General features: G+C 62.4%; 16 protein-coding genes and 1 tRNA gene. 8 read left to right on the top strand and 9 right to left on the bottom strand.

Features of this window, described 5'->3' with window-relative positions:
• Positions 1 to 134: 134 nt before the first annotated feature.
• Positions 135 to 2,153 (top strand): LamG-like jellyroll fold domain-containing protein, encoded by a 2,019-nt coding sequence (locus SGJ19_03360; protein MDZ4779271.1) that lies wholly within the window; start codon positions 135 to 137, stop codon positions 2,151 to 2,153.
• 210 nt (positions 2,154 to 2,363) lie between these two features.
• Here the strand turns inward: SGJ19_03360 and SGJ19_03355 are convergent.
• From SGJ19_03355 to SGJ19_03340, 4 genes are all read right to left on the bottom strand, one after another.
• A tRNA-Sec gene (locus SGJ19_03355) sits at positions 2,364 to 2,460 on the bottom strand.
• A 57-nt stretch (positions 2,461 to 2,517) separates the two neighbouring features.
• Entirely contained in the window at positions 2,518 to 4,215 is a 1,698-nt protein-coding gene (locus SGJ19_03350; protein ID MDZ4779270.1) for a long-chain fatty acid--CoA ligase, read from the bottom strand.
• A gap of 113 nt (positions 4,216 to 4,328) precedes the next feature.
• A complete protein-coding gene (locus SGJ19_03345; GenBank protein ID MDZ4779269.1) occupies positions 4,329 to 5,489 on the bottom strand; it encodes an acetyl-CoA C-acyltransferase in 1,161 nt (386 codons plus the stop codon).
• Between the two features lie 110 nt (positions 5,490 to 5,599).
• Complete coding sequence (locus SGJ19_03340) at positions 5,600 to 7,765, bottom strand: 3-hydroxyacyl-CoA dehydrogenase NAD-binding domain-containing protein (protein ID MDZ4779268.1); 2,166 nt, start codon at positions 7,763 to 7,765, stop codon at positions 5,600 to 5,602.
• A gap of 328 nt (positions 7,766 to 8,093) precedes the next feature.
• On the opposite strand from SGJ19_03340, the gene SGJ19_03335 reads away from it, so the two are divergent.
• The 4 genes from SGJ19_03335 (at position 8,094) to SGJ19_03320 (ending at position 11,925) form a co-directional block, all read left to right on the top strand.
• Positions 8,094 to 8,822: a hypothetical protein gene (locus tag SGJ19_03335; protein ID MDZ4779267.1), complete on the top strand. Its 729-nt coding sequence runs from the start codon at positions 8,094 to 8,096 to the stop codon at positions 8,820 to 8,822.
• A complete protein-coding gene (locus SGJ19_03330) occupies positions 8,822 to 10,297 on the top strand; it encodes an ABC transporter ATP-binding protein (protein ID MDZ4779266.1) in 1,476 nt (491 codons plus the stop codon). The genes SGJ19_03335 and SGJ19_03330 overlap by 1 nt, the downstream gene beginning before the upstream one ends.
• On the top strand, positions 10,294 to 11,121 hold the full coding sequence (locus tag SGJ19_03325) for an energy-coupling factor transporter transmembrane component T (protein MDZ4779265.1): 828 nt from the start codon (positions 10,294 to 10,296) through the stop codon (positions 11,119 to 11,121). Before SGJ19_03330 ends, SGJ19_03325 begins: the two co-directional genes overlap by 4 nt.
• A gap of 162 nt (positions 11,122 to 11,283) precedes the next feature.
• Positions 11,284 to 11,925, top strand: coding sequence for a phosphoesterase (locus tag SGJ19_03320; GenBank protein MDZ4779264.1), 642 nt, complete (start codon positions 11,284 to 11,286; stop codon positions 11,923 to 11,925).
• An 18-nt stretch (positions 11,926 to 11,943) separates the two neighbouring features.
• Here SGJ19_03320 and SGJ19_03315 read toward each other — a convergent pair whose 3' ends face one another.
• Positions 11,944 to 12,612, bottom strand: coding sequence for a tetratricopeptide repeat protein (locus SGJ19_03315; GenBank protein MDZ4779263.1), 669 nt, complete (start codon positions 12,610 to 12,612; stop codon positions 11,944 to 11,946).
• A gap of 393 nt (positions 12,613 to 13,005) precedes the next feature.
• On the opposite strand from SGJ19_03315, the gene SGJ19_03310 reads away from it, so the two are divergent.
• Positions 13,006 to 14,106: a hypothetical protein gene (locus SGJ19_03310; GenBank protein ID MDZ4779262.1), complete on the top strand. Its 1,101-nt coding sequence runs from the start codon at positions 13,006 to 13,008 to the stop codon at positions 14,104 to 14,106.
• A gap of 21 nt (positions 14,107 to 14,127) precedes the next feature.
• On the opposite strand, the gene SGJ19_03305 is transcribed toward SGJ19_03310, so the two are convergent.
• Entirely contained in the window at positions 14,128 to 14,355 is a 228-nt protein-coding gene (locus SGJ19_03305) for a hypothetical protein (GenBank protein ID MDZ4779261.1), read from the bottom strand.
• Positions 14,356 to 14,507: 152 nt separating this feature from the next.
• Here SGJ19_03305 and SGJ19_03300 point away from each other — a divergent pair, with 152 nt between their 5' ends.
• Positions 14,508 to 15,323 (top strand): PIG-L deacetylase family protein, encoded by an 816-nt coding sequence (locus SGJ19_03300; protein ID MDZ4779260.1) that lies wholly within the window; start codon positions 14,508 to 14,510, stop codon positions 15,321 to 15,323.
• Positions 15,324 to 15,451: 128 nt separating this feature from the next.
• Here SGJ19_03300 and SGJ19_03295 read toward each other — a convergent pair whose 3' ends face one another.
• The 3 genes from SGJ19_03295 to SGJ19_03285 all read right to left on the bottom strand — a co-directional run bounded on the left by SGJ19_03295 (position 15,452) and on the right by SGJ19_03285 (position 19,025).
• A complete protein-coding gene (locus SGJ19_03295; GenBank protein ID MDZ4779259.1) occupies positions 15,452 to 16,045 on the bottom strand; it encodes a response regulator in 594 nt (197 codons plus the stop codon).
• Entirely contained in the window at positions 16,042 to 18,228 is a 2,187-nt protein-coding gene (locus SGJ19_03290; protein MDZ4779258.1) for a PAS domain-containing protein, read from the bottom strand. The genes SGJ19_03295 and SGJ19_03290 overlap by 4 nt, the downstream gene beginning before the upstream one ends.
• A 212-nt stretch (positions 18,229 to 18,440) precedes the next feature.
• On the bottom strand, positions 18,441 to 19,025 hold the full coding sequence (locus SGJ19_03285) for a hypothetical protein (protein MDZ4779257.1): 585 nt from the start codon (positions 19,023 to 19,025) through the stop codon (positions 18,441 to 18,443).
• A gap of 4 nt (positions 19,026 to 19,029) precedes the next feature.
• Here SGJ19_03285 and SGJ19_03280 point away from each other — a divergent pair, with 4 nt between their 5' ends.
• On the top strand, positions 19,030 to 19,284 hold the full coding sequence (locus tag SGJ19_03280; GenBank protein ID MDZ4779256.1) for a hypothetical protein: 255 nt from the start codon (positions 19,030 to 19,032) through the stop codon (positions 19,282 to 19,284).
• Positions 19,285 to 19,732 lie beyond the last annotated feature (448 nt).

Here is a 19,732-nt window from a genome sequence, read left to right as displayed (position 1 = left end):
CGAAAGCCCACTTTTCCCAAGTTTTTTGTGGGATTTTCATTTCAATCGTGTTAATCTATCGCCCGCCCAATTCGGCAGGCGCTTTCGTCGCCCACGCCTACTTATCCGCCCCACTTCCGCTGAGAGGCCCACCCATGTTCAAAAAGCGCGTCTACATTCTCGCCGCCGCTTCCGCGACGTTCGGCCTGAATTCCGTCCAAGCCACCGTTTCCTTCGGTCCGGGCGGCAGTGGCGTCACGGTTGGCAATTCCTCGCTGATTCCCACGCTCGATTTCTCCGACACTTTCACGGGATTCGACAACGGTGGCAGCAACCCCGCCCGCGTCTATGTGGCCGCCGTTCAGGGGCCCGACGCCTATCCGCTGGAAAACACCTACGGCAATCCGCCGACCAATTTCGAAAGCTTCACCACCCCCGGTCGCGGCGAATTCAGCTTCGCGGCCGATGGTCCCGGCATGCCTGGCCTCGTCGACGGCGTGCCCGTTTACCCGGGCAGCAGCGGCGGCGGTAGCGACACCGGCTTCACGCAAACTGGAGGGGGCGTCGACTTCGGCATCAACTACGGCATCCGCACCAAGTATTTCGTCCAGGCGGATTTCGTCGCCTCGGGAGATCGGATCGATTTCACCTCCGCTCCCGCCCCAGGCAGCATCTTCCAAGGCAACAGCCTGTCGATCTTCATCCGCGGCGACGGCTCCGGCAACGCCAGCCTCTACAACGGCTCGCTGGATACGCCGATCCAAGCTTCCATTCCCGCCTTCAACACCGGCCTCGCCAATGATGGTCGTTGGCACAATTACGCGGTCCAATTCGATCAAATCGGTAAGACGGTCGAAATCTTCGTCGATGAAAGCTCGAAAGGCATCATCGACCTCACGACGTTCGCCGGTGGTCTGTATCAGAACTTCTCCAACGCCGCCGTTGGCGCTGGTGCTGGTCTCGCCGCCGGGCAAAATCGCACCTGGAGCGACAACTTCCAAGTCGGCGGCGAAGGACCGAGAATCGAACCCGATCCGAATCTCCCAGACCCGGGCAATCTCGCCAGCTTGCCGGAAGGCCTGGTTTCACATTGGGATTTCGATGAAGCTCCAGGCCCCGTCCCCGGTTTCAAGCTGAACTTTGCGTACGATCGTCAGGGGGACAACGACGGCTCCTTCCAAGGCGGCGCAACGCGCGTGCCGGGCATCGTCGGCAAGGGGGCGGCGTTCTTCGATAACGTCAACGGCAGCACGGTCAGCGTCGGCAATGGCGGCAATGCGGACTTCACGGTCTCGACCGGCGTCTCGATTGAAGCCCTCATTCAGACCAATTGGACTCCCGATGCCGTGGACACCCATGAGGAGATCTTCCGCAAAGAAGATGGCGCTAACCGCATCCTCTTTTCGTTCCAGAACGATTCCTTGCCGACGGCCTTCCCGCCGGTCCCGGTCGGTCCGGCCCTTTCGCTCGGGCTCAACATCGGGGATCTGTACGATGAGCTCGATATGCCGCTCAATATCGACATCGAATCGCTGGAGGGCGGCGTCGCCGGTTCCGGGATCATTTACCTCGACGACCCCGGCACTCCGCTCGGCCCGAACGACGTAGTCCTCAAGGACGGCAATGCCCATCACGCCGTCGCCACCTACGATAGCGTCACCTCCGAAAAAGCCATCTACATCGATGGCGTGAAGCGTTGGGCGTACGTGATCGGCGCGCCTGGCACCCTCATCACGTCCGGCGGCGAGGCAGCCGGTTTCATCGGGTCGTCGACGGGCACGAAAGTGTTCAACGGCGTCATCGACGAAGTCGCCTTCTGGAATCGCAGCCTGACGCCGGCGGAAATCGCCGAGCATTACGCCAACGTGCTGGATGGCAAGAACTACTTCGGCCAGACGCCGCCAGGCGGCGAACCGGGCGACACGGACGGCGACGGCGATGTCGATATCACGGACTTGAACAACGTCCGCAACAACTTCAGCGGCACTGGTCTCGGCGATACCGACGGCGACAACGACGTCGACATCACCGACCTCAACAACGTCCGCAACAACTTCGGCGCAGGCCCTGCCGCGAACAGCGTCCCGGAACCCTCGACCTGGGCGTTGCTCTCGATCTCCGGCCTGGCCACGTTTCTCTTCGCTCGCCGCAAAAATAAACGCGGCGTAGAGTAGCGCAACGCAGCAATCCGTCGACCATTATCCGTTCCACGCTGGCGGCAGTTGAAAAAACTCCGCCAGCGTTTTTCTTGCGCGGCCCTCGACCGACCAACCTCAAGCCCAGGAAAGGTCGCGTTGAACCGCACACTCCGCATGTAAACGAATGGCAAGAGGAGACTTGCGCGAATGCAGGCGATTCCGTGCGAAACGCTGCGAAGTCAAAAACGGAAGTGCATGGGAATCGAACCCACCTGCCGCGCGGTTCACGCACGGCACAGCGATTTTGAAGACCGTGGCCACCACCAGGTGTGCAAGCACTTCCAGTACGACCGAACGAAATCCGAAGGAACAAGTTCAGCGTTCAGTTAACTCAAACGTATCATTCGACGTTCGGATTTCGAATTTCATCATGCTTCACATACATTCCCTCGATCTCCGCGGCGAAGTTCCGCGCGATGTTGGTGCGGCGGAGTTTGAGCGTGGGGGTGAGCTCGCCTGTATCGATCGAGAACGGGCGCGGAACCAGGCGGAACTTGCAGACCTGTTCATAACGCGAGACGTCGGCCAAGCGCTGGCGGATGCGCTGTTCGTACTGCTCCAGGATGGCCGGATTTTCCATTGCCGTTTCCAACGACTGCCAGGACGCCCCCTGATCGGCGCGCAGGTTTTCAACATTGGGGACGATCAACGCGGTCAGAAAGTTGCGCGCGTCGCCAATCACCATTGCTTGTGCGATCCAGGGATCGGCCGTGAGCAACGCTTCGAGCAGCACTGGCGCGATGTTCTTGCCGGCGGCCGTGACGATCAGTTCTTTCTTGCGTCCGGTAATTTTGAGATACCCTTCGGCGTCAAGCTCGCCCAAGTCGCCGGTCAGGAGCCAGCCGTCGCGGATGGTTTCGGCCGTGGCGTCGGGGCGTTTCCAATAGCCCTGCATGACCAGATCGCCGCGGCAGATAATCTCGCCGTCGGGCGCGATCGCCACTTCCACGCCCGGCGCCGGCTTGCCTGCCGTACCAATCCGGTTATTGCCGGGACCATTGATGGAAATCACCGGCGACGATTCGGTCAGGCCGTAGCCCTGTCCCAGTTCGATGCCGTGCTCGTTGAAGAACCGCGCGACATGATCTGGCAACGCCGCGCCGCCGGAGCAGCAGAAGCGCATCCGCCCGCCGAAGAGTTTGCGCAGTTCCTCGGGACTCGGATCGCGGCCTCCCTCCGTAACGTAGCGCATCACTTTTTCATAGAAGTACGGCACCGCGGTCAGCACCGTGGGGCGTACCTCCGCGCAGTTGGCGAGTACCTGCTCCGGTCCCTCGCCGATCGCCAGCTCGGTGCCGCCAGCGATCCAGAAATACAAGTCGCAGGTCCGCGCGAAAATGTGGCTGAGCGGCAGCCAGTTGAGTTTCAAATCCCCTTCGACGGGCGGAAACGCGGCCAAGGTGGACAGCACGTTCGACGCCAGGTTCCATTGGCTGAGCATTACGCCCTTCGGCTCGCCCGTGGTGCCGGAGGTGTAGAGAATCGTGGTGAGATCTTCCGGCCGCGTCTTAGCGACGGCGTCGGCCTCGATGCGCCGCGCTTCGGCGTCGTTGACTTCGGCCGCCAGGTCCCAGAGTCGCGGAATAGGATGCCCGCCGAGCGATTCCTCGCAGGCGTCATAACTGACGAAGCGAACGCGATCGCCCAAATGCCCTTGTTCCGGCGCTAGCTTGGTCGCCTGATCGGGACCGGAAACGATGGCGAGCACCGCTTCGCTATCCACGATTTGGTAGGCGATCTGCGCTCCGGTTAATAGCGCGTGGACCGGCACCTGTACGCCGCGAGCAAGTTGAATCGCCAGATCCGTGACGATCCACTCGTAGCGATTGCGAGACAGATGAATCACCCGATCGCCCGACCGCACGCCCAACTGCACGAGCGCAGCCGCGACGCGCCGCACGTCCGCCGCTAGCTCGTCCCAAGTGATGGCCTGATACGCGCCGTCGCGCTTGGAATACAAGGCCCGCTGCGGCCCCGACTCGGCGATCCGCGAGGCGTAGAGGTCGAGCAGCGTGGTGCGGGTGGAGTAGTCGTACATCGGAGAGAGTAGGTGGAGTAGTTAGTAGGTGAAGTAGGCGGAGTAGGTGCGCTGCTGAGTCGGTGAAGGTTCACTGCTTCACCTACTAACTACTTCACCTACTTTCTTGGCGATTACGCGACACGCTCGAACACCGTGGCGATTCCCTGGCCAACGCCGATGCACATCGTCGCCAGGCCGAGCGTCGCGCCGGTGTCGACCATGGTGTGAATCAACGTCGTGGCGATTCGCGCGCCGCTGGCCCCCAGCGGGTGGCCAATGGCAATCGCCCCGCCGCGGACGTTCAGCTTGTTTTCGTCGACGCCCAGCATGCGTGCGCAGGCCAAGGCTTGCGAGGCGAAGGCTTCATTGATTTCAATCAGGTCGATGTCGGACAGTTTAAGCCCTGCGCGCTTGAGCGCCTTCTGCGTGGCTGGAACCGGACCCGTGCCCATCACCGCGGGATCAACTCCGACCACGGCCGTGGCGCGAATGCGGACCAAGGGCTTCAAGCCGAGCGATTTTGCCCGTTCGTCGGACATGATCAACATCGCCGCAGCGCCATCGTTCAGCGGCGAGCTGTTGCCCGCGGTCACCGTACCAATGCCCGGCATGAACGCCGGTTGGAGCGCGGCCAGTCCTGCGAGGCTGCAATCGGGACGCACGCATTGATCGAAGGTGATCAACTTGCGATCGCCATTCTCGTCACGCCCCCAGACCGGCACGATCTCCGGCTTGAACAAGCCGCCGGCGTGCGCGGCCGACGCGCGCAGGTGACTTCTTAAGGCGAAGGCGTCTTGTTCCTCACGAGAAATCCCTTGCGTCTGCGCGAGGAACTCCGCCGTGTAGCCCATGTGCAGCGCGCCCTTCGACGTCCGCTGGAAGAGCTTGGGATTGAGATTGATATCCTTGTCCATCGGGATGTGGTGCATGTGCTCCAGCCCGCCGACGATTTGCACGTCTTCGGCGTCGGCCACGATGGCGTGGGCCGCCTGGTTCAAGGCTTGCAGGCTCGAACCACAAAGGCGGTTGATCGTCGCGCCGCCGGCATGAATCGGCAAGCCGGCCATCAGGCCCACGGCGCGGGCGACGCAGAAACCTTGCTCGCCTTGCTGCTGCGTATTGCCGAGGACGACGTCTTCCACTTCCTCGGGATCGATGCCGCTCCGTTCCACGACCGCCTTCACCACTGCCGTGGCGAGGTCGTCCGAACGGACTTCCCGGAAATATCCCTTTTCAGCGTGGGCACGGCCAACGGCCGTCCGGGCGCACTCAACGATGACGGCATGTTTCATGGGATTAGTTTGAAGTTTTCAATGAAGAGGAAGTAGGTGGAGTAGTTCAGGAACAATTCTATGCGTGAGAGCACGATCGACTGGAAACTGAACACTGAAGACTTCAAACTCTACCCGTAAAACGCCGCTCCTTCTTTCGCCATCCGTTCCAACATCGGCGTGGGCTTCATGCGTTCGCCGAGGTGCTGGTACGGTTTCAGTTGCTCGAGGATTTTGGCGGCGCCGAGCGTGTCCGCCCAGAACAGGAGGCCCCCTTTGAACGGCGGGAAGCCGATGCCGAAAATCAGGCCGAGATCGACGTCGCGCGGGTCGCGAACAATCTGTTCGTCGAGAATCCGCGTCGCTTCCAGCACCATGGGCAGGAACAGTCGCTCGGTGATTTCCTTGCCGGGAATTTTACGGGTCTCGCGCATCAGCGGGGCGATCAGTTGATCGAGCGCCGGATCCGGGGAAGGTTTCCCCTTCTTGCCGGTGTAGAGCGAGAAGCCCACGCCCGATTTTTCGCCCAGTCGGCCGGCTTTGACCATTGCTTCCAGCAGCGGCGACTTGACCACGCGATCGGGAAACGCCTCGTGCATCACGTTGCCGGCATGGAAGGCGGTGTCCAATCCAACAACGTCGTAGAGTCCGATGGGCCCGATCGGCATGCCGAAGGCCTTGGCGGCTTTGTCAATGTCCTTGATCGGCGCGCCTTCGAGCAACAATTCCAGCGCCTCGTTCATGTACGGCAGCAACAGGCGATTCACCAGGAAGCCGGGACCGTCGTTGACGACGATTGGCGATTTGCCGATGAATTTGCAGTAACCTACTGCCGTGGCAATGGTCTGGTCGCTGGTCTTCGACCCGCGGATCACCTCGACAAGCGGCATCTTGCGTACGGGATTGAAGAAGTGAATCCCGACGAAGCGCTCCGGCTTGTTCACCGCTTCGGCCAGTCGGCCGATCGAAATCGCCGACGTGTTGGAGGCCAAAATCGCATCGTCGCGGAGCTTCGGTTCCAAGCGGCGAAACAACGCCTGCTTGGCGTCCGGCTTTTCGATGATCGCCTCGATCACCAGGTCGCAAGTCGAAAACTCAATGTCGTCGACCGCCGGGTTGATCAGCGGCGCGAATTCCAAGGCTCGCTGGACGTCGGCGGCTTTCGTCTGTTTGTTGAAGGAGACTTCCTCCAGGACATTCCGCACGCCGCGTTGCATCGCCTCGGGCGAGGCGTCGTTAATCACCGTGGCGAGCTTGCGCTTCACGCCGGCGGCCGCGATGCCCGCGCCCATGATGCCGGCGCCAATCACACCGACTGATTTGATCGCCGCGGGCTTGATCGAGGCGTCGCCGACGCCGGGGTCTTTCTTGTTGCGGTCCGTCAGGAAAAAGACGTTGATCAAAGCGCGGCTGATCGGCGAACCGAACAGCGCCGCCATGCCTTCCGCTTCCGCCACGCAGGCCGAGGTTTCATCCACGGCGATCGAGCCGAGCATCAGTTCCAGTGCCGCCAGTGGCGCGGGGTATTGCCCCTTCGTCTGCTGTTGGATGTACGCCGAAGCGGTCGCGCCGAGGAACGCCAATTCCGTTTCGCTCATCTCGATCGGCTTGGCCCAGCGCTCGCGATCCCGGAGGAAATCGCCGGAGGCTTTTTCCGCGCGAACGAGGGCGACGGCGGCCGCTTGCAATCGCTCGGCGGGCACGACGTCGGTGGCCAGACCCATCGCATAGGCCGCGCGCGAGTCGATCGATTCGCCGCTGCTGATCATTTCGATCGCATTGCTCAGCCCGACAATCCGCGGCGTACGGACGGTGCCGCCCCAGCCGGGGAAAATGCCGATCTTCACCTCGGGAAAACCGAGCTGCGCCTGCGGGCGATCCGACATAATTCGGCGATCGCACCAGACGGCCAACTCCGCGCCGCCGCCGACGCACATGCCGTCGATGGCGGCCACGGTCACAAACGGCGTTTTGGAGAGCCGCCGGAACAACTCCTGCCCGCGACGGCACATCGCCACGGTATCGGCAGGCTGGATGTCCTTGGCGGCGGCGAATTCCCGCAGGTCTGCGCCTGCGATGAAGATGCCGGGCTTCGCCGAAACAAAGATCAACCCCGCCAGGTCGGTGCGCTTTTCCAGCCCGGCCAGGTGGCTGTCGAGCTCGTCCAGCACATGGCGGGAAAAAATATTGGCGCTCTTGTCCGGAGCATCGAGCGTAATCAGCGCGATATCCGGTTCCGGAAACGAGACGCGCATCGCCGCGGCAGCCATCGGGCGGTCCTTCAAGGCAACGTGCATCGCACGGCCCGTCGGGGGCCGGTGCGATCCACTGGTTCCTGCACTCACCGAGTAGTAAGCTGACCCCGACAACGCGTGGGCGCGGGCCGCGTCAAGCTTGATCCAGCACCCTTATAGCATACGACGCAAGATGCCTGCCAGCACTTCGGCGACCAGCGCGAGCGCCGTACAGGTCGCGACGCCAGCCCGTAGCATCCTCACACTAGCCCGAAGCGCCAGCGAGGGAGAGTTGACAGCGGCTACCATTACGGCCGGAAACTCTCGTGCCACGTCGTCTCACCCTCGCTGGCACGACAGGCTAGCGTCGATTTGTCTCGCGCTCGCGATCATGCTCTGTTTCGCCACGCCGGCACTCGCCGCGGACGAAATCGAAAAGCCAGCTACCCCAATCGCCGTGGCGGCGATGGGCGTCGCGGCGGTGCTGTCGATTGCCGGCGTGATCGCGGCGATTTGCTTCGGCCCGCGTTTGACGGCCGCCATCGGCGTGGTCGGCATGACGCGGATCGCGCTGCTGAGCGGCGTGCATTTCGCGATTTCCTTTACGGCGCGAATCGCCGACGCCGTGATTAGCGTGTTAGTCGGGCCATACTTTGTCTTCGTGAGCGGATTCGGCGGTGAAGTCCTCCCGACGTTGATTCAGGCCGTCACGGTGGCGATCATCCCGCGCCCCGGGACGTTGGCCCTTTCGAACCTCACGGTCGCCATTCTAAACGGCATCTGCGCCGGCGAGTTAGGGCCCACGGATATCTGGTTCGCCATTGTTGGTGCGAGTCTCGGCGAACTTTGCCTGTTATTGACCGGCGCGACGCGCTGGTCGGGAGACATCACCACGGTCGCGCCGCGCGGTTGGTCGTGGCCGTTACGTTGTGCGCTCGCGCTATCGGTCTACAACGGCGGCGCCTGGTTCCTGCAGTATTGCATGTACGAAGTGCTGTTCGATCTGTTCTACCCGGCCAGTTACATCGCCGCCGTGGCGCTCGTCGTCGGCGCGTTGTACGGAGGACTGGGCGCGATCGTCGGCGCGCGCTGGGGCGTGCGGCTGCGGGAGATCTGTTGATGCCCGCGGCGATCCATTGCCAGGGGCTGTGCTGCTCGTTTCCGACGGGTGACGCCCCGGCCCTCAATAACGTTACGTTTTCGCTACCGGCCGGAAGCGTCACGCTGGTGATCGGCCCAAGCGGCGCCGGCAAATCGACCCTATTGCACGCGCTGGCCGGGTTATTGGCGGACAGTGTTCACTCGCGGCGACAAGGTGAGATTAACATTGCCGGGCATGACCCACGGCGACTGCCAGCCGCGCGCCGCGCGGCGCTCGTAGGGCTCGTGCAGCAATCGCCCGATACACAGATTTGCACGACGACCGTGGAATCCGAAGTGGCCTTTGGGTTGGAAAACCTGGCGATCGAGTCGAGCGAGATCGATCGCCGCATCGACGAGGCGCTGCGACTCGTCGGTCTACAGGAACTTCGCCACCGCCAGGTTGCACAACTCTCCGGTGGGCAGCGACAACGGCTGGTCTTGGCGGCAGTGTTGGCCATGCGCACGGAAGTGTTGCTGCTCGATGAACCGTTGAGCCAACTCGATCCCGGCGCGGCGGCGCAATTTCTGGCGGCGATCGACAATTTGCCCGACGGCGGTCCGACGATCGTGGTCGCCGAGCACCGCACCGCAGCCTGGACGGAGCGGGCCGATCAGTTGCTCGTGCTAGACGAGGGGCGACTTGCCGCGAATTTGCCGCGAGGCGATTTCGCCGCTTGGGACGCGGAGATCAAGCGGTTGCGGTCGTCAGAGTCCCCAGATGGTCCGCTCAATACGGTACTGGGTGCGCCGCTAGTCGAAGTCGAACGCTTGACCTTCACGTTCGATCGACGACGTCCAGCCGTGTTGCGCGACGTGAACTTCCGAGCACAGGCCAGCGAGCGTATCGCACTGCTGGGCGCGAATGGTTCCGGCAAAAGCACATTGCTGGCGATCTTGGCAGGGCTGCATGAACCGGAAAGCGGAGCCATTCATTTCTTGGGTGCGGCGCCCGTCGGACTCGTGCGCCAGAATCCGGACACGTTGTTGTTTTGTCGCACTGTTCACGAGGAACTGGCCTTTGCGCCGCGACACGCCGGCTGCTCGCGCGACGAAATCGCCGAGCGCGTGCGCGATGCGGCGGAGCGATTCGAATTGAAGCGATTGCTCGATCGCTCCCCATTGCTTTTGAGCCAAGGCGAGCGCCTCCGCGTCGCCGTTGCGGCGACGTTTACCATGCGCGCGCCGCTGCTACTGCTCGATGAACCGACCACGGGACAGGACCCTCGGCACGAAGCTCAGTTGATGAGCACGCTGACAGACGCCGTCGCTGCCGGCGGCCCTCCCCAGACGTTGATCTTCAGTACGCACGACCTCCAGGTGGCCAGGCATTTCGCCGACCGCGTGATCGTGCTCGACGGAGGGCGGATCATCGCCGATGATGTGCCGAAGTTCGCCATCGAAGCGTTCGAGGCCTGTTTGCGCGAGATGGCGTCGCGGGAGCGCGCGTCATGAATTGGTCGCACGCCTTGCGACAAGTCGAGCCGCGGCCTTGGCTCGTGCAAGTCGACCCGCGCTTGAAATTGCTGTGGGTCGCGACGATTTCCATCGGCTGCATCTGGTTCGATTCCGTCGCGATGCTGGCCGCCCTGAGTTTCGTCGCCGCCTGTCCCCTGTTCGCGATACGCTTTCCTTGGCGCGCCGCGGCGGCCTATGCGTTCATCGCGCTGCTGGTGATTTGGAGCACCGTTTCGTCCCAAGGTTTGTTCTATTATGACACGACGCGCCCGCCGCTATTCACCATCGTGCCGGCGTTTACATGGCTCGGCAGACACTATGCCGGCCTGCACTTTTATACCGAAGGCGCGCGCTACGGCGCAGGGCAATCGCTCCGGTTTGTCGCGAATCTGCTAGCCGGCAGCTCCGTGGCCTTGTCCACCAGCCCGGAACGCTTGATGGCGGCGCTCGTGCGGCTGCGAATTCCCTCGCCGCTCAGCTACATGGGCACCGCGGCGCTCCGTTCGATACCGCTGGCCCTGGAAGAATGGGCGGCCCTGCGGCAAGCGTACCAACTTCGCGCCGGCTTACGGCGCGCCGGACGTTTTCAGTTTCGAAGAATGCGCTTGCTGGAAGAGCTGAGACTACTCGAGCCGCTACTGGCCAACACGCTGCGCCGCGCCTCGGCGCTGGCCTTCGCCGTCCAAGCGCGCGGCTTCGACCCTCAGCAACCGCGCACTCATTTCCCGCCGCTGCTGATGCAAGCATGGGAAAAGGTTGCCTGCGCCATACTGGTCGGCCTGTGGATCACAGCGCTGACCATTTCGCTCGCAAAACGGTAGTTCAGGCACATCGCTGGCAGACGTGAAGGATGCGGGCTGACGTAGAACTGGCGCGGCGATGATGACTTCGTCCGCGGTGCTCGACCTACGGGACGCTCGACCATCGCCGCACAGCTGGCTATACTGCCGGCCAACTCGGTCCACCCGCAGGAGGCGATGTCGATGGCCACGGTTCCGCCCGTCACGGATCATCTGGTTGAACAAGTCCTGGTCGTCCCGACCGAGGTTTTTCATCGGCTCGGGCATTTTCAGGGCTTTTCGCCGGACGTCGACCGTTACCTGGACGAACTGCTCAGCCCCCAGCACACGCGTTTCATGGTCCGCGCCGACGCCGAGCGTGATTCTGAGTTCAAGCAGTTAATCCCCTACTGCGTGTTCCGTTACACCGACGCCGCCGGCGTGCCGCATCTGTTCCAGTACACGCGAGGTCGCGGTCAAGGCGAAGCCCGGCTGCACAGTAAACGCAGCATCGGCGTCGGCGGGCACATCTCCACGCTCGACGGCGTGGAGGCCGACCGTGGCGACCTCTATCAATCCGGGCTCGCGCGCGAATTGGCCGAAGAGGTCGAAATCGCCGCGCCATACCAGATGACCTGCGTCGGTCTGATCAACGACGACGAAACCGAAGTCGGCCGCGTCCACTTGGGCGTCGTTCACATCTACGACATGGAACGTCCGGCCGTCGCCTCGCGTGAAACCGACATCCTGGAAAGCGGCTTCCGCCCCATCAGCGAACTGCTGGAAAACCTCGACCATTTCGAAACCTGGTCGAAGATTTGCCTCAACGCGTTGTTCGCCAACTAACGCGAAGGCACATCCCGACTAGTTCTTCTTGCGCTTCAGCGAACGCTCAAGATAGACGACGTTCGCTCGGACGCCTTCCAGATCGGGGCAGAGGCGCAGAGCGCGCTTGAAGCTTTCCAAGGCGTCGGAATGATTGCTCAGGTGCAAATGGCACTGTCCCATGCCGGCGGCGGCGAGGAAGTGGTAGGGATTGATTTCGAGCGCCTGATGGCAGTCGCGGATCGATTCCTTGTGCCGGCCGCCCTGGAAGTACGCCACGGCGCGTTGGTTCCAGGCTTCGGCGAACCAGGGGGCCTGCTCAATGAGTTCGGTGGCCCGCACGATGGCTTCGTGAAAACGCTGGGCGGCGTTCAGGCGGATGACCGATTCCAGCAATTCACGTTGCTCGTCGCTGCCGGAGCGGCGCCAGACGTTGCGAATGGCGTTTTCGGCCAGCGTGCGAACGGCGCGGTCCTTGTCTTGCAGGCAGCGGCCGAGCACCTGGTTGGAATCGTAGTCGGCCAGGAAACCGAGCGCCAGGACGGCCGAGCGCCGCACGGTCGGGCTGCCATGCGCGCTGAGTCGCTCCAGCGTGCCAAGCGTATAGCGCTGCGAAACCTTCTTGATGAACTTGGCGGAATCCGGGTTCGTCAGGTAGGCTTGGTAGTAGCCCTGCAGCAGCGCGATGCGCATCGAGGGACTGCTCATGGTGCGACTCCGAAGTGCAAAGAACTTGAGCGACTGCCCGACTTGCCGATCCATCCCCGGTGCGACGACCCAATGATCGCCGCGCCTCGCTAACTTCCATTCGCTTCGACGACCAGGACTGACCGAGCGAAACGAGCTCCCGACTTGGAGCGAAAAGGAACGGCCCACACGCTCCTTCCCTGCCGCGTCGTCCTGGCCTTAGCCCTGAGTGTAACCATGACCATCCATCCAGCCAACCAAAAAGCGCCGGGCCAATCGAATTTCACGGTTCCCTGGTTGGGAACGCATCGGCGGCCGTTCATGCTGCGCATGCGACATCAGAATTTCACGCAATTCGCGCCAATTGCAAAGCGCGCAATTGGCCTATTTCGCCATTTTTTTTGCTTATCACGGGTGCGAGTCGCCTGCGCGCTGCTGGCGGCGATCCTCATGCTGGCGATCAATCGCGCTGCGACGTGTCGCGCCGCAGAAGCGGCGGCCTGGCGGCAGCCCGCATCGGTCACTTGGTCTGGCGCCGCGTTGCGCGATGCGCTGCGGCGTTTTGCCGATGCGCAATCGTTGTTTGTGCTGATCGATCGCCGCGTGGATGCGGGCCGCGAGTTAGAGTTGTCCGCCGCTCAAGCGCCGGCGCGCGAGATCATGCTATCCGCCGGCAAACAGGCCGACGCGGGGGTTTCGTTTCTTGGTCCGCTGGCGTACCTAGGACCAGAATCGAGTTGCCGAAGATTGGCGACGACAGCGGCGTTGCGCACACAGGAGGCGCAGCGGTTGCCAACAGAACTGCGGAAAGCATTGCTCGAGCGCGGCGCGTATCATTGGGACGATTTCGCGACGCCGAAAGAACTCATCGAAACGTCCGCCAAAGAGGCTGACCTGCAAGTCGAGGGATTGGAACTGATTCCGCACGACCTCTGGGCCGGAGCGAAGCTGCCGCCGCTGACGCTCGTAGCGAGGTTGACCATCATTCTGGCGCAGTTCGATTTGACGTTCCACGTCGATGCCGAGCGGAAGTCACTCGTCTTGGAACCGCTTCCGGAACGTGTGTCGATTGAAAAAGACTACGCTGGCGGCGCAAAGGCTCAGCAACGCGCCGAGGCCTGGCGCGCGCGGACGCCCGCAGCGGAGATTGAAGTTCGCGGCCAACGCATCGTCGTGCGCGGCACCGTCGAAGAACACGAGACGCTCGCCTCGCCTGACAAGCCGGATCCCCGGCCCAACGCGCCGGCGCCAGGCGTCCAAGTCTACACCCTCACGGTGTCAGGAAAGCCGCTGAGCGCGGTACTACCGCAACTCGCGAAGCAACTGCAACTAGAGCTCAAACTCGACGAAGCCTCGCTGCAAGCCAACGGCACCACGCTCGATCACATCGTCGAATTGCAAGTCAAAGAAGCCACGCTCAAGCAGTTGCTGGACGAACTCTTCAAGAACAGCAGGCTGGCGTACCAGGTCGACTTGGACCAAAAAACACTGACCGTCACCGCGACGCACGAGTGAGGCACGCGCGGCAATCCGGCTTCAAGCCCAATCCAGCTTCGATTCATGCATCACGCGGTGTTCGTAGTCGCCGAGCAGGCCGCCGATGATTTCCCAGCCGGTCTTCAAGCGTAGCTCGATATCGCCCTGGCGATTGATCCGCACGACGCTGTCGTCGGTCACGCCCGCGGCGCGCAGTTCATTGGGGTCGACCTCGTCGTGACTGATCACCTTCCAAAGTTGCCGGCCGGTAAGCTCGATGAATTCCATGAGACGATTGAGACACGGGTGAATGCGGTAGAGAAATGCTCAGCGCTCGGCCAAGTCGGCGGCGTCGCGGCTGTGTGGTAGCATGATAACCGGCCGAGTACACACGATGCCAGTCGCCACGGTCACCGCCCGTCAACCGTAGTGAATTGAAAATGTCTACCGCACCGCGACTTCTTATCCTCGGCGCCCATCCCGACGACGCCGATTTTCACGCCGGCGGACTGGCCACGCGTTATCGGGCGCTCGGGAACACAGTAAAAATGGTGTCGATGACCGACGGCGCGATGGGGCATCAGAGCGAATTCGGTCCTCGACTGGCGGCGCGGCGCAAGGCCGAGGCCGCTGCAGCCGGGGCCGTGATCGGCGCCACGTACGAGGTTTGGGAATATCCCGATGGCGGCCTGCTGCCGACGTTGGAGTTGCGCCAGCGGATCATCGCCGAAATCCGACGCTTTCGCCCCGACGTCGTGTTGACGCATCGTCCGAACGACTACCACCCCGACCATCGCGCCGCGGGCCAAGCGGTGCAGGACGCATCGTACCTGGTAACCGTGCCCGGCATTGTCCCCGAAGTGCCGATCGTGGCCCATGATCCGGTCGTCGCCTACATGGTCGATCGCTTCACGAAGCCCTGTCCGATGCAGCCGGACGTAGTGCTCGACGTCACGAACGAAGTCGACACGATCGTGCGGATGCTGGCCTGCCACGAATCGCAGATGTTTGAATGGCTGCCGTTCAATCGCTGCGAAGCGGAAAACATGCCGGCGGAACCTGCGGCCCGACTCGCCTGGCTCAAGGAGTGGTACGGCAGCCTCTTCCGACCGCTGGCCGACCGTTTTCGACACGAGCTCGTCGCGAAGTACGGCCCGGAGCGCGGCCAGCGCATCCAATTCGCCGAAGTCTTCGAGATCAGCGAATACGCCGGCGCGCTCGACGCCGCAGCCCGGGAACGATTGTTCCCCGGTTAGTTGGGACAAATTGTCATCGATAGTGAGAGTGTAATAACGAAAAAGCCCAGGGAAGGCCCTCATAGTCGTTGCTACCAACAACGACTTTGGGGGCCTTCCCTGGGCTTAGCACGACGGCGGCCGCGAACTCAACGCCGCGGTGGCGCCGGTCCCTCGGACTCCAGAATCTTTCGAGCGACTTCGATCAGCTTTAGATTCTGATCGCGCGACAGCTTCTGCATCGTCCGAAACGCGTCATGTTCCGCGAGCCGAGTTCGGCGCATCAGCACGCCTTTCGCCTTTTCGATCGTTTTGCGATCTTCCAGGGCTTGCTTCAAGTCCTTCGTCTCCTGTCGCAGCGATTCGAACTCCGCGAACCGTCGCCGCACGATCGCGATCGCCGTCTCCAAATGCGCCCGCTCCACCGGCTTGATCAAGTACGCCAGAATGTAGCTTTGTTCGGCCCGGGCGATGTATTCCGGATCATGGAATGCAGAGACCAGGATGATCGGCGTTTGACGCTCGCGCGAGATTTCGGCCGCGGCGTCTATGCCGTCCATATCCGGCATGCGAATGTCACTGATGACCAGGTCGGGATTCGTCCGCTGGCACAGTTCCACCAATTCCCGCCCCGTGGCGGCCGCGCCGACAACTTCGTGTCCCAAGTCGGGCAACACGTCTTGAAAATAGGCCCTCAGGAACGGCTCGTCGTCGGCCACCGCAATCCGCAATGCAGAGTTCATACATTCCCTCGAGGCAGTGTTAAAGTCACTTCGGCGCCGCCGCTGGTACTGTTATGGACGGCGATCGTGCCGCCATGGGCCTCGACGATCCGCTTCGAAATCGCCATGCCCAGGCCAGTGCCGCGTGATTTCGTCGTGAAGAACGGTTCAAAAATCCGCTCCAATTGTTGCGCGTCTAGCCCTGGGCCATTGTCGTGAAATCGCAATCGCAAGGCGGCCTGGCCGTGGGAGTCGATCGGCTCGTAGGCCACGGTGACGACCGCGGGATCGGCCGCGCCAATGCTGTTTTCCAGGATGTTGCGGATGACTTGGCCCATGGAGAAATGATCCACATTGCAAACGAGCGATTGGCCGTTGCGGCGATCGAGCAGTTGATCGTCGCGCCCCACGCGCGCCACCGCCAACTGCTCCCAAACGTCGTGCACTAATTCGCCAAGATCGCAGGGCTCGCGCTCAGGCCGAATGGGTACCGCGTAGCCGCGAACCTCTTCGTACAGGCGATGGAGATGTCGTTGCGATTGCTGAATCTCGCCGAGAATGGCCTCCGCGTCGGGCTTGTCTTTGACCCGCTTCGCCAGCATTTCCAAGCCGGCCTGGCTGCGCTGCAGGGCGTTGCGGCTCTCATGCGCCAGTCCGGTCATGGCTTCGCCGATGGCTGCAAGCCGCTGCGTCTGCAGTTCGCGCTGTTGCCGATCGCGCTGGTCAGTGATGTCTTCCGCGAGTCCGGCCACGCGATACGGCTTCCCTGATGCGTCGCGGACGGCAAAGCCGCGATCGCGAATCCAACGCACGGAACCGTCGCCGCGCACAATGCGATACTCCAGCTCAAACCCGCCGCGGTCCGGAATCTTGTCCAGCGCGGCCCGGACCGCTGCCGCATCCTCCGGATGCACCTGGGGCGGCCACTCGCGGCGCTGCTCCGTCAGGGCCAGTGGCGCAATCCCCCAAATGCGCTCCAATGCCGGGCCCACGTAGCTAAGTTTGCCGTCGGGTAGGTCGATCATCCAGAAAACTTCGTCAATGTTCTCGGCAAGTTGGCGGAAGCGTTCTTCGTTGATGCGCAACTCATCGATCGCGCGTTCACGGTCCTCTCGGTAACGGGCGATAATCCACGATAGTCCGGCCAACACCGGAAGGAGCCCCGCGTAAAGTAACCCCAGACGCGACCGCATTTGCTGCGTGCCGCCCGGCAATTCGCTCGTCGGGACGACAGTCAATACCTTCCAGACGTACCCGGTGCGCAGCGGCACCGTGCGTAGGTCATGCGGCGCCAGCAATCGTACGGTCAGTCCATCGACCTGAAACGGTTGCAGCGAACGGTAGGTAATCAGGCCTTCGCGCGTGGTGACTTGCCCCCTGTCGCCCCCCAGCACCACGGGCCAGGCTTGCGGATATTTCTGCGCGAAACTTTCCTGATTGCGATCCGGGTACATGAAAGCCCAGTCGGCGTCGTCGCCGCCGAACAACCAGTATCCGTCGGCGTTCAACAACATCGTGCGCCCGGCGGAGCTGAGCGAAGCCTGTTTCAACGAATCCAGTAACGCCGCGCCGGCGTAGTTCAGGACGACGATGCCGCGTTTGTCGCCGTCGCGATCGAAGACCGGCGCGGCGAAGCGAATCGTCGGTTGCGGCTTTCCCTCGACGCTCAATTCGAAATCAAGATCGAACGGCGACACGAAAGTCTGCCCGGCGGCAAGTTCATAGGCGCGTTCAATATACTGCGGTCCCGCTTGCGCGCGCCACAGCGCTTTGGGAACCACAGCGGTACGTCCGCCGCCAGTGCTGACGCGGACGATTTCATTGCCCCGTTCATTGAGAAAGCGCAACTGCGAATAGTTGGATTTGCTTTCCAGGAACCGCTGGAGTTCCGCCGCCAATCGGCCCTGGTCCGCGCTTGCGCCGGTGGCCAGAAAGTCCTTGAGGGCGAGCGTCTCCGTCAGCACCCGCAGATCCGAGAGCACGGCGGCGAAGTCCGTCGTGATCATGCCCGCCTGAAGGCCGACGTGGTTTCGCTCGTTCGTTTCGGCGACCAGTCGCGCGGTTTTCAGTTGCTGCAAGAACAGCACGGTCGCCACGCAACCGATCGAGCCGGCGAGCAGCAGGAACACGCCGCAGGCGCGCGCCCAGAAACGCCGCCGCGACGGCGACGTTTGCTGACTGCGAAAGTCACGCCGAGTTGCCACGCGTGTTCGACCCGCCGAGGAGAATGAACGACGAAAGGTGCTCTCGCTTCATTCTAACCCGGTGGTGAGCGTTTGCACGCCAACGTTGCCGGAACGAACTTCCGCACAATCGTTACCATCGCCCAGCCATCAAATGCCACAAGGCCATCGCGTCGCGAAGACGCCATGGCCCTGAAGGCTGCCCATTCCGTGGTCCGGCCCCAATTCCAACCCTAATTGCGACGCAGCGGATTCGACCGTCGACTCCCTGCGCCCGAGCTACTCGACCGCAACGGATTGCCGCCGGTGGCCGCTTCACTCCCGGCCGGTTCCGCCGCGGTTTCAGTCCAATTCGCAACTTGCGAGACGGCGGAGTCCGCCGTCAGTTGCGACGTGCTCCGATCCTCGAACGCCTCGCCAGCGCTGGACGGCGTCGCCTGGAGCGCCGGTCCGTCGGCCGGTTCCGGCATCAGGTTTGGCTCGTTGAGGACCGGCCCGCCGATCGTTGTCTTCTCGCCATTCACATTGCGAACGGGCGCGGCCTGCCAAGGATCTCGCGGCGCCTTGGCTTGAGCGACCGGCGCTGTCTTGGCCTTTAACCCCGCGGAAAGCGCGCTCAACGTCCGATTCGGATCCCGCTTTTTCGATGCGCCCGATTTCTTGGAATCGAAAGGTGGCGGAATATCGCCCGGTTCTGTTTCCACGGGGGCTTCGTTCGTCGGCGGCGTGTCTTCGTCCTGGAACAGTTTCTCCAAATCGATCGGCGGTGCGGATGGTTCCGCCGCAGGCGCACGCACTCCTGTCGCGCTGTCCGGCATCGGAATGCCGTTTGAACGGGGAACGCTGCGCGTCGTCGAGGGGCTCGTAGTGGGCGCCGAGGTACTATTTCGGGAGCCCGGACCGCTGCTGACCGGAGTCCTCGCGCCATTCCCGCTCATGGCTGGCGTTTGTGTCGGCCGCGCCACGGGAGTGGGCATGTTGAACGAAGGCTTCGCACTGACCGGTTCCACGCGATCACCGCGCCCCGGCGATGGCAACAACTTCACGGTGCCCGGCCAGCGCCGCCATTGCGTTTGATGCCAGGCGTAAGTCTGCGTATTCACGGCGCAGCCGCTTCCCTGGCAAACATTTTGTTGGGGGATGCTGACATGCTCCATGACGTGAAAAATCTCCCCCGCGCTTGCCACCGTCGCTAGGCTGCTGAAGGTCAGCGTCGCCGCAAGGCTGGCGGATGGGAAGCAAATGAAACGTCGCAGCGAATAGATCATGAGGCGGTCCTTCGGTTGACACGCAGGTCGTGAAGGTCGAGTTGGGGCGATTCTTGTGACGGCTTTCCTTTAGCTCACCCTAGAAGCTCCCTTGGCGGAGGCCTTTCGGGAAGCGGTTGATGTTTTGCACGGTTTGCGAGCCTAGCAGGGCGAAGCCCAGCGCTCGTTCGAACGGGTTGATGGTTTTGTCGATCCAGTTGTCGGCGGCTCGCCAGGGGTCCTCGCTGAGGACGATGCGATCGCCGGGCAAGAGTTGG

Source organism: Planctomycetia bacterium, assembly GCA_034440135.1.
In the GTDB taxonomy this organism is placed as follows: domain Bacteria; phylum Planctomycetota; class Planctomycetia; order Pirellulales; family JALHLM01; genus JALHLM01.
This window is presented reverse-complemented; position numbering and strand designations above follow the sequence as displayed.

Bases quoted from the DNA above. Each gene is read 5' to 3' on its own strand.
- SGJ19_03360 (MDZ4779271.1), top strand. From the start codon at position 135: ATGTTCAAAAAGCGCGTCTACATTCTCGCCGCCGCTTCCGCGACGTTC.
- SGJ19_03350 (MDZ4779270.1), bottom strand. From the start codon at position 4,215: ATGTACGACTACTCCACCCGCACCACGCTGCTCGACCTCTACGCCTCG.
- SGJ19_03345 (MDZ4779269.1), bottom strand. From the start codon at position 5,489: ATGAAACATGCCGTCATCGTTGAGTGCGCCCGGACGGCCGTTGGCCGT.
- SGJ19_03340 (MDZ4779268.1), bottom strand. From the start codon at position 7,765: ATGCACGTTGCCTTGAAGGACCGCCCGATGGCTGCCGCGGCGATGCGC.
- SGJ19_03335 (MDZ4779267.1), top strand. From the start codon at position 8,094: ATGCTCTGTTTCGCCACGCCGGCACTCGCCGCGGACGAAATCGAAAAG.
- SGJ19_03330 (MDZ4779266.1), top strand. From the start codon at position 8,822: ATGCCCGCGGCGATCCATTGCCAGGGGCTGTGCTGCTCGTTTCCGACG.
- SGJ19_03325 (MDZ4779265.1), top strand. From the start codon at position 10,294: ATGAATTGGTCGCACGCCTTGCGACAAGTCGAGCCGCGGCCTTGGCTC.
- SGJ19_03320 (MDZ4779264.1), top strand. From the start codon at position 11,284: ATGGCCACGGTTCCGCCCGTCACGGATCATCTGGTTGAACAAGTCCTG.
- SGJ19_03315 (MDZ4779263.1), bottom strand. From the start codon at position 12,612: ATGAGCAGTCCCTCGATGCGCATCGCGCTGCTGCAGGGCTACTACCAA.
- SGJ19_03305 (MDZ4779261.1), bottom strand. From the start codon at position 14,355: ATGGAATTCATCGAGCTTACCGGCCGGCAACTTTGGAAGGTGATCAGT.
- SGJ19_03300 (MDZ4779260.1), top strand. From the start codon at position 14,508: ATGTCTACCGCACCGCGACTTCTTATCCTCGGCGCCCATCCCGACGAC.
- SGJ19_03295 (MDZ4779259.1), bottom strand. From the start codon at position 16,045: ATGAACTCTGCATTGCGGATTGCGGTGGCCGACGACGAGCCGTTCCTG.
- SGJ19_03285 (MDZ4779257.1), bottom strand. From the start codon at position 19,025: ATGCCGGACAGCGCGACAGGAGTGCGTGCGCCTGCGGCGGAACCATCC.
- SGJ19_03280 (MDZ4779256.1), top strand. From the start codon at position 19,030: ATGCCGTTTGAACGGGGAACGCTGCGCGTCGTCGAGGGGCTCGTAGTG.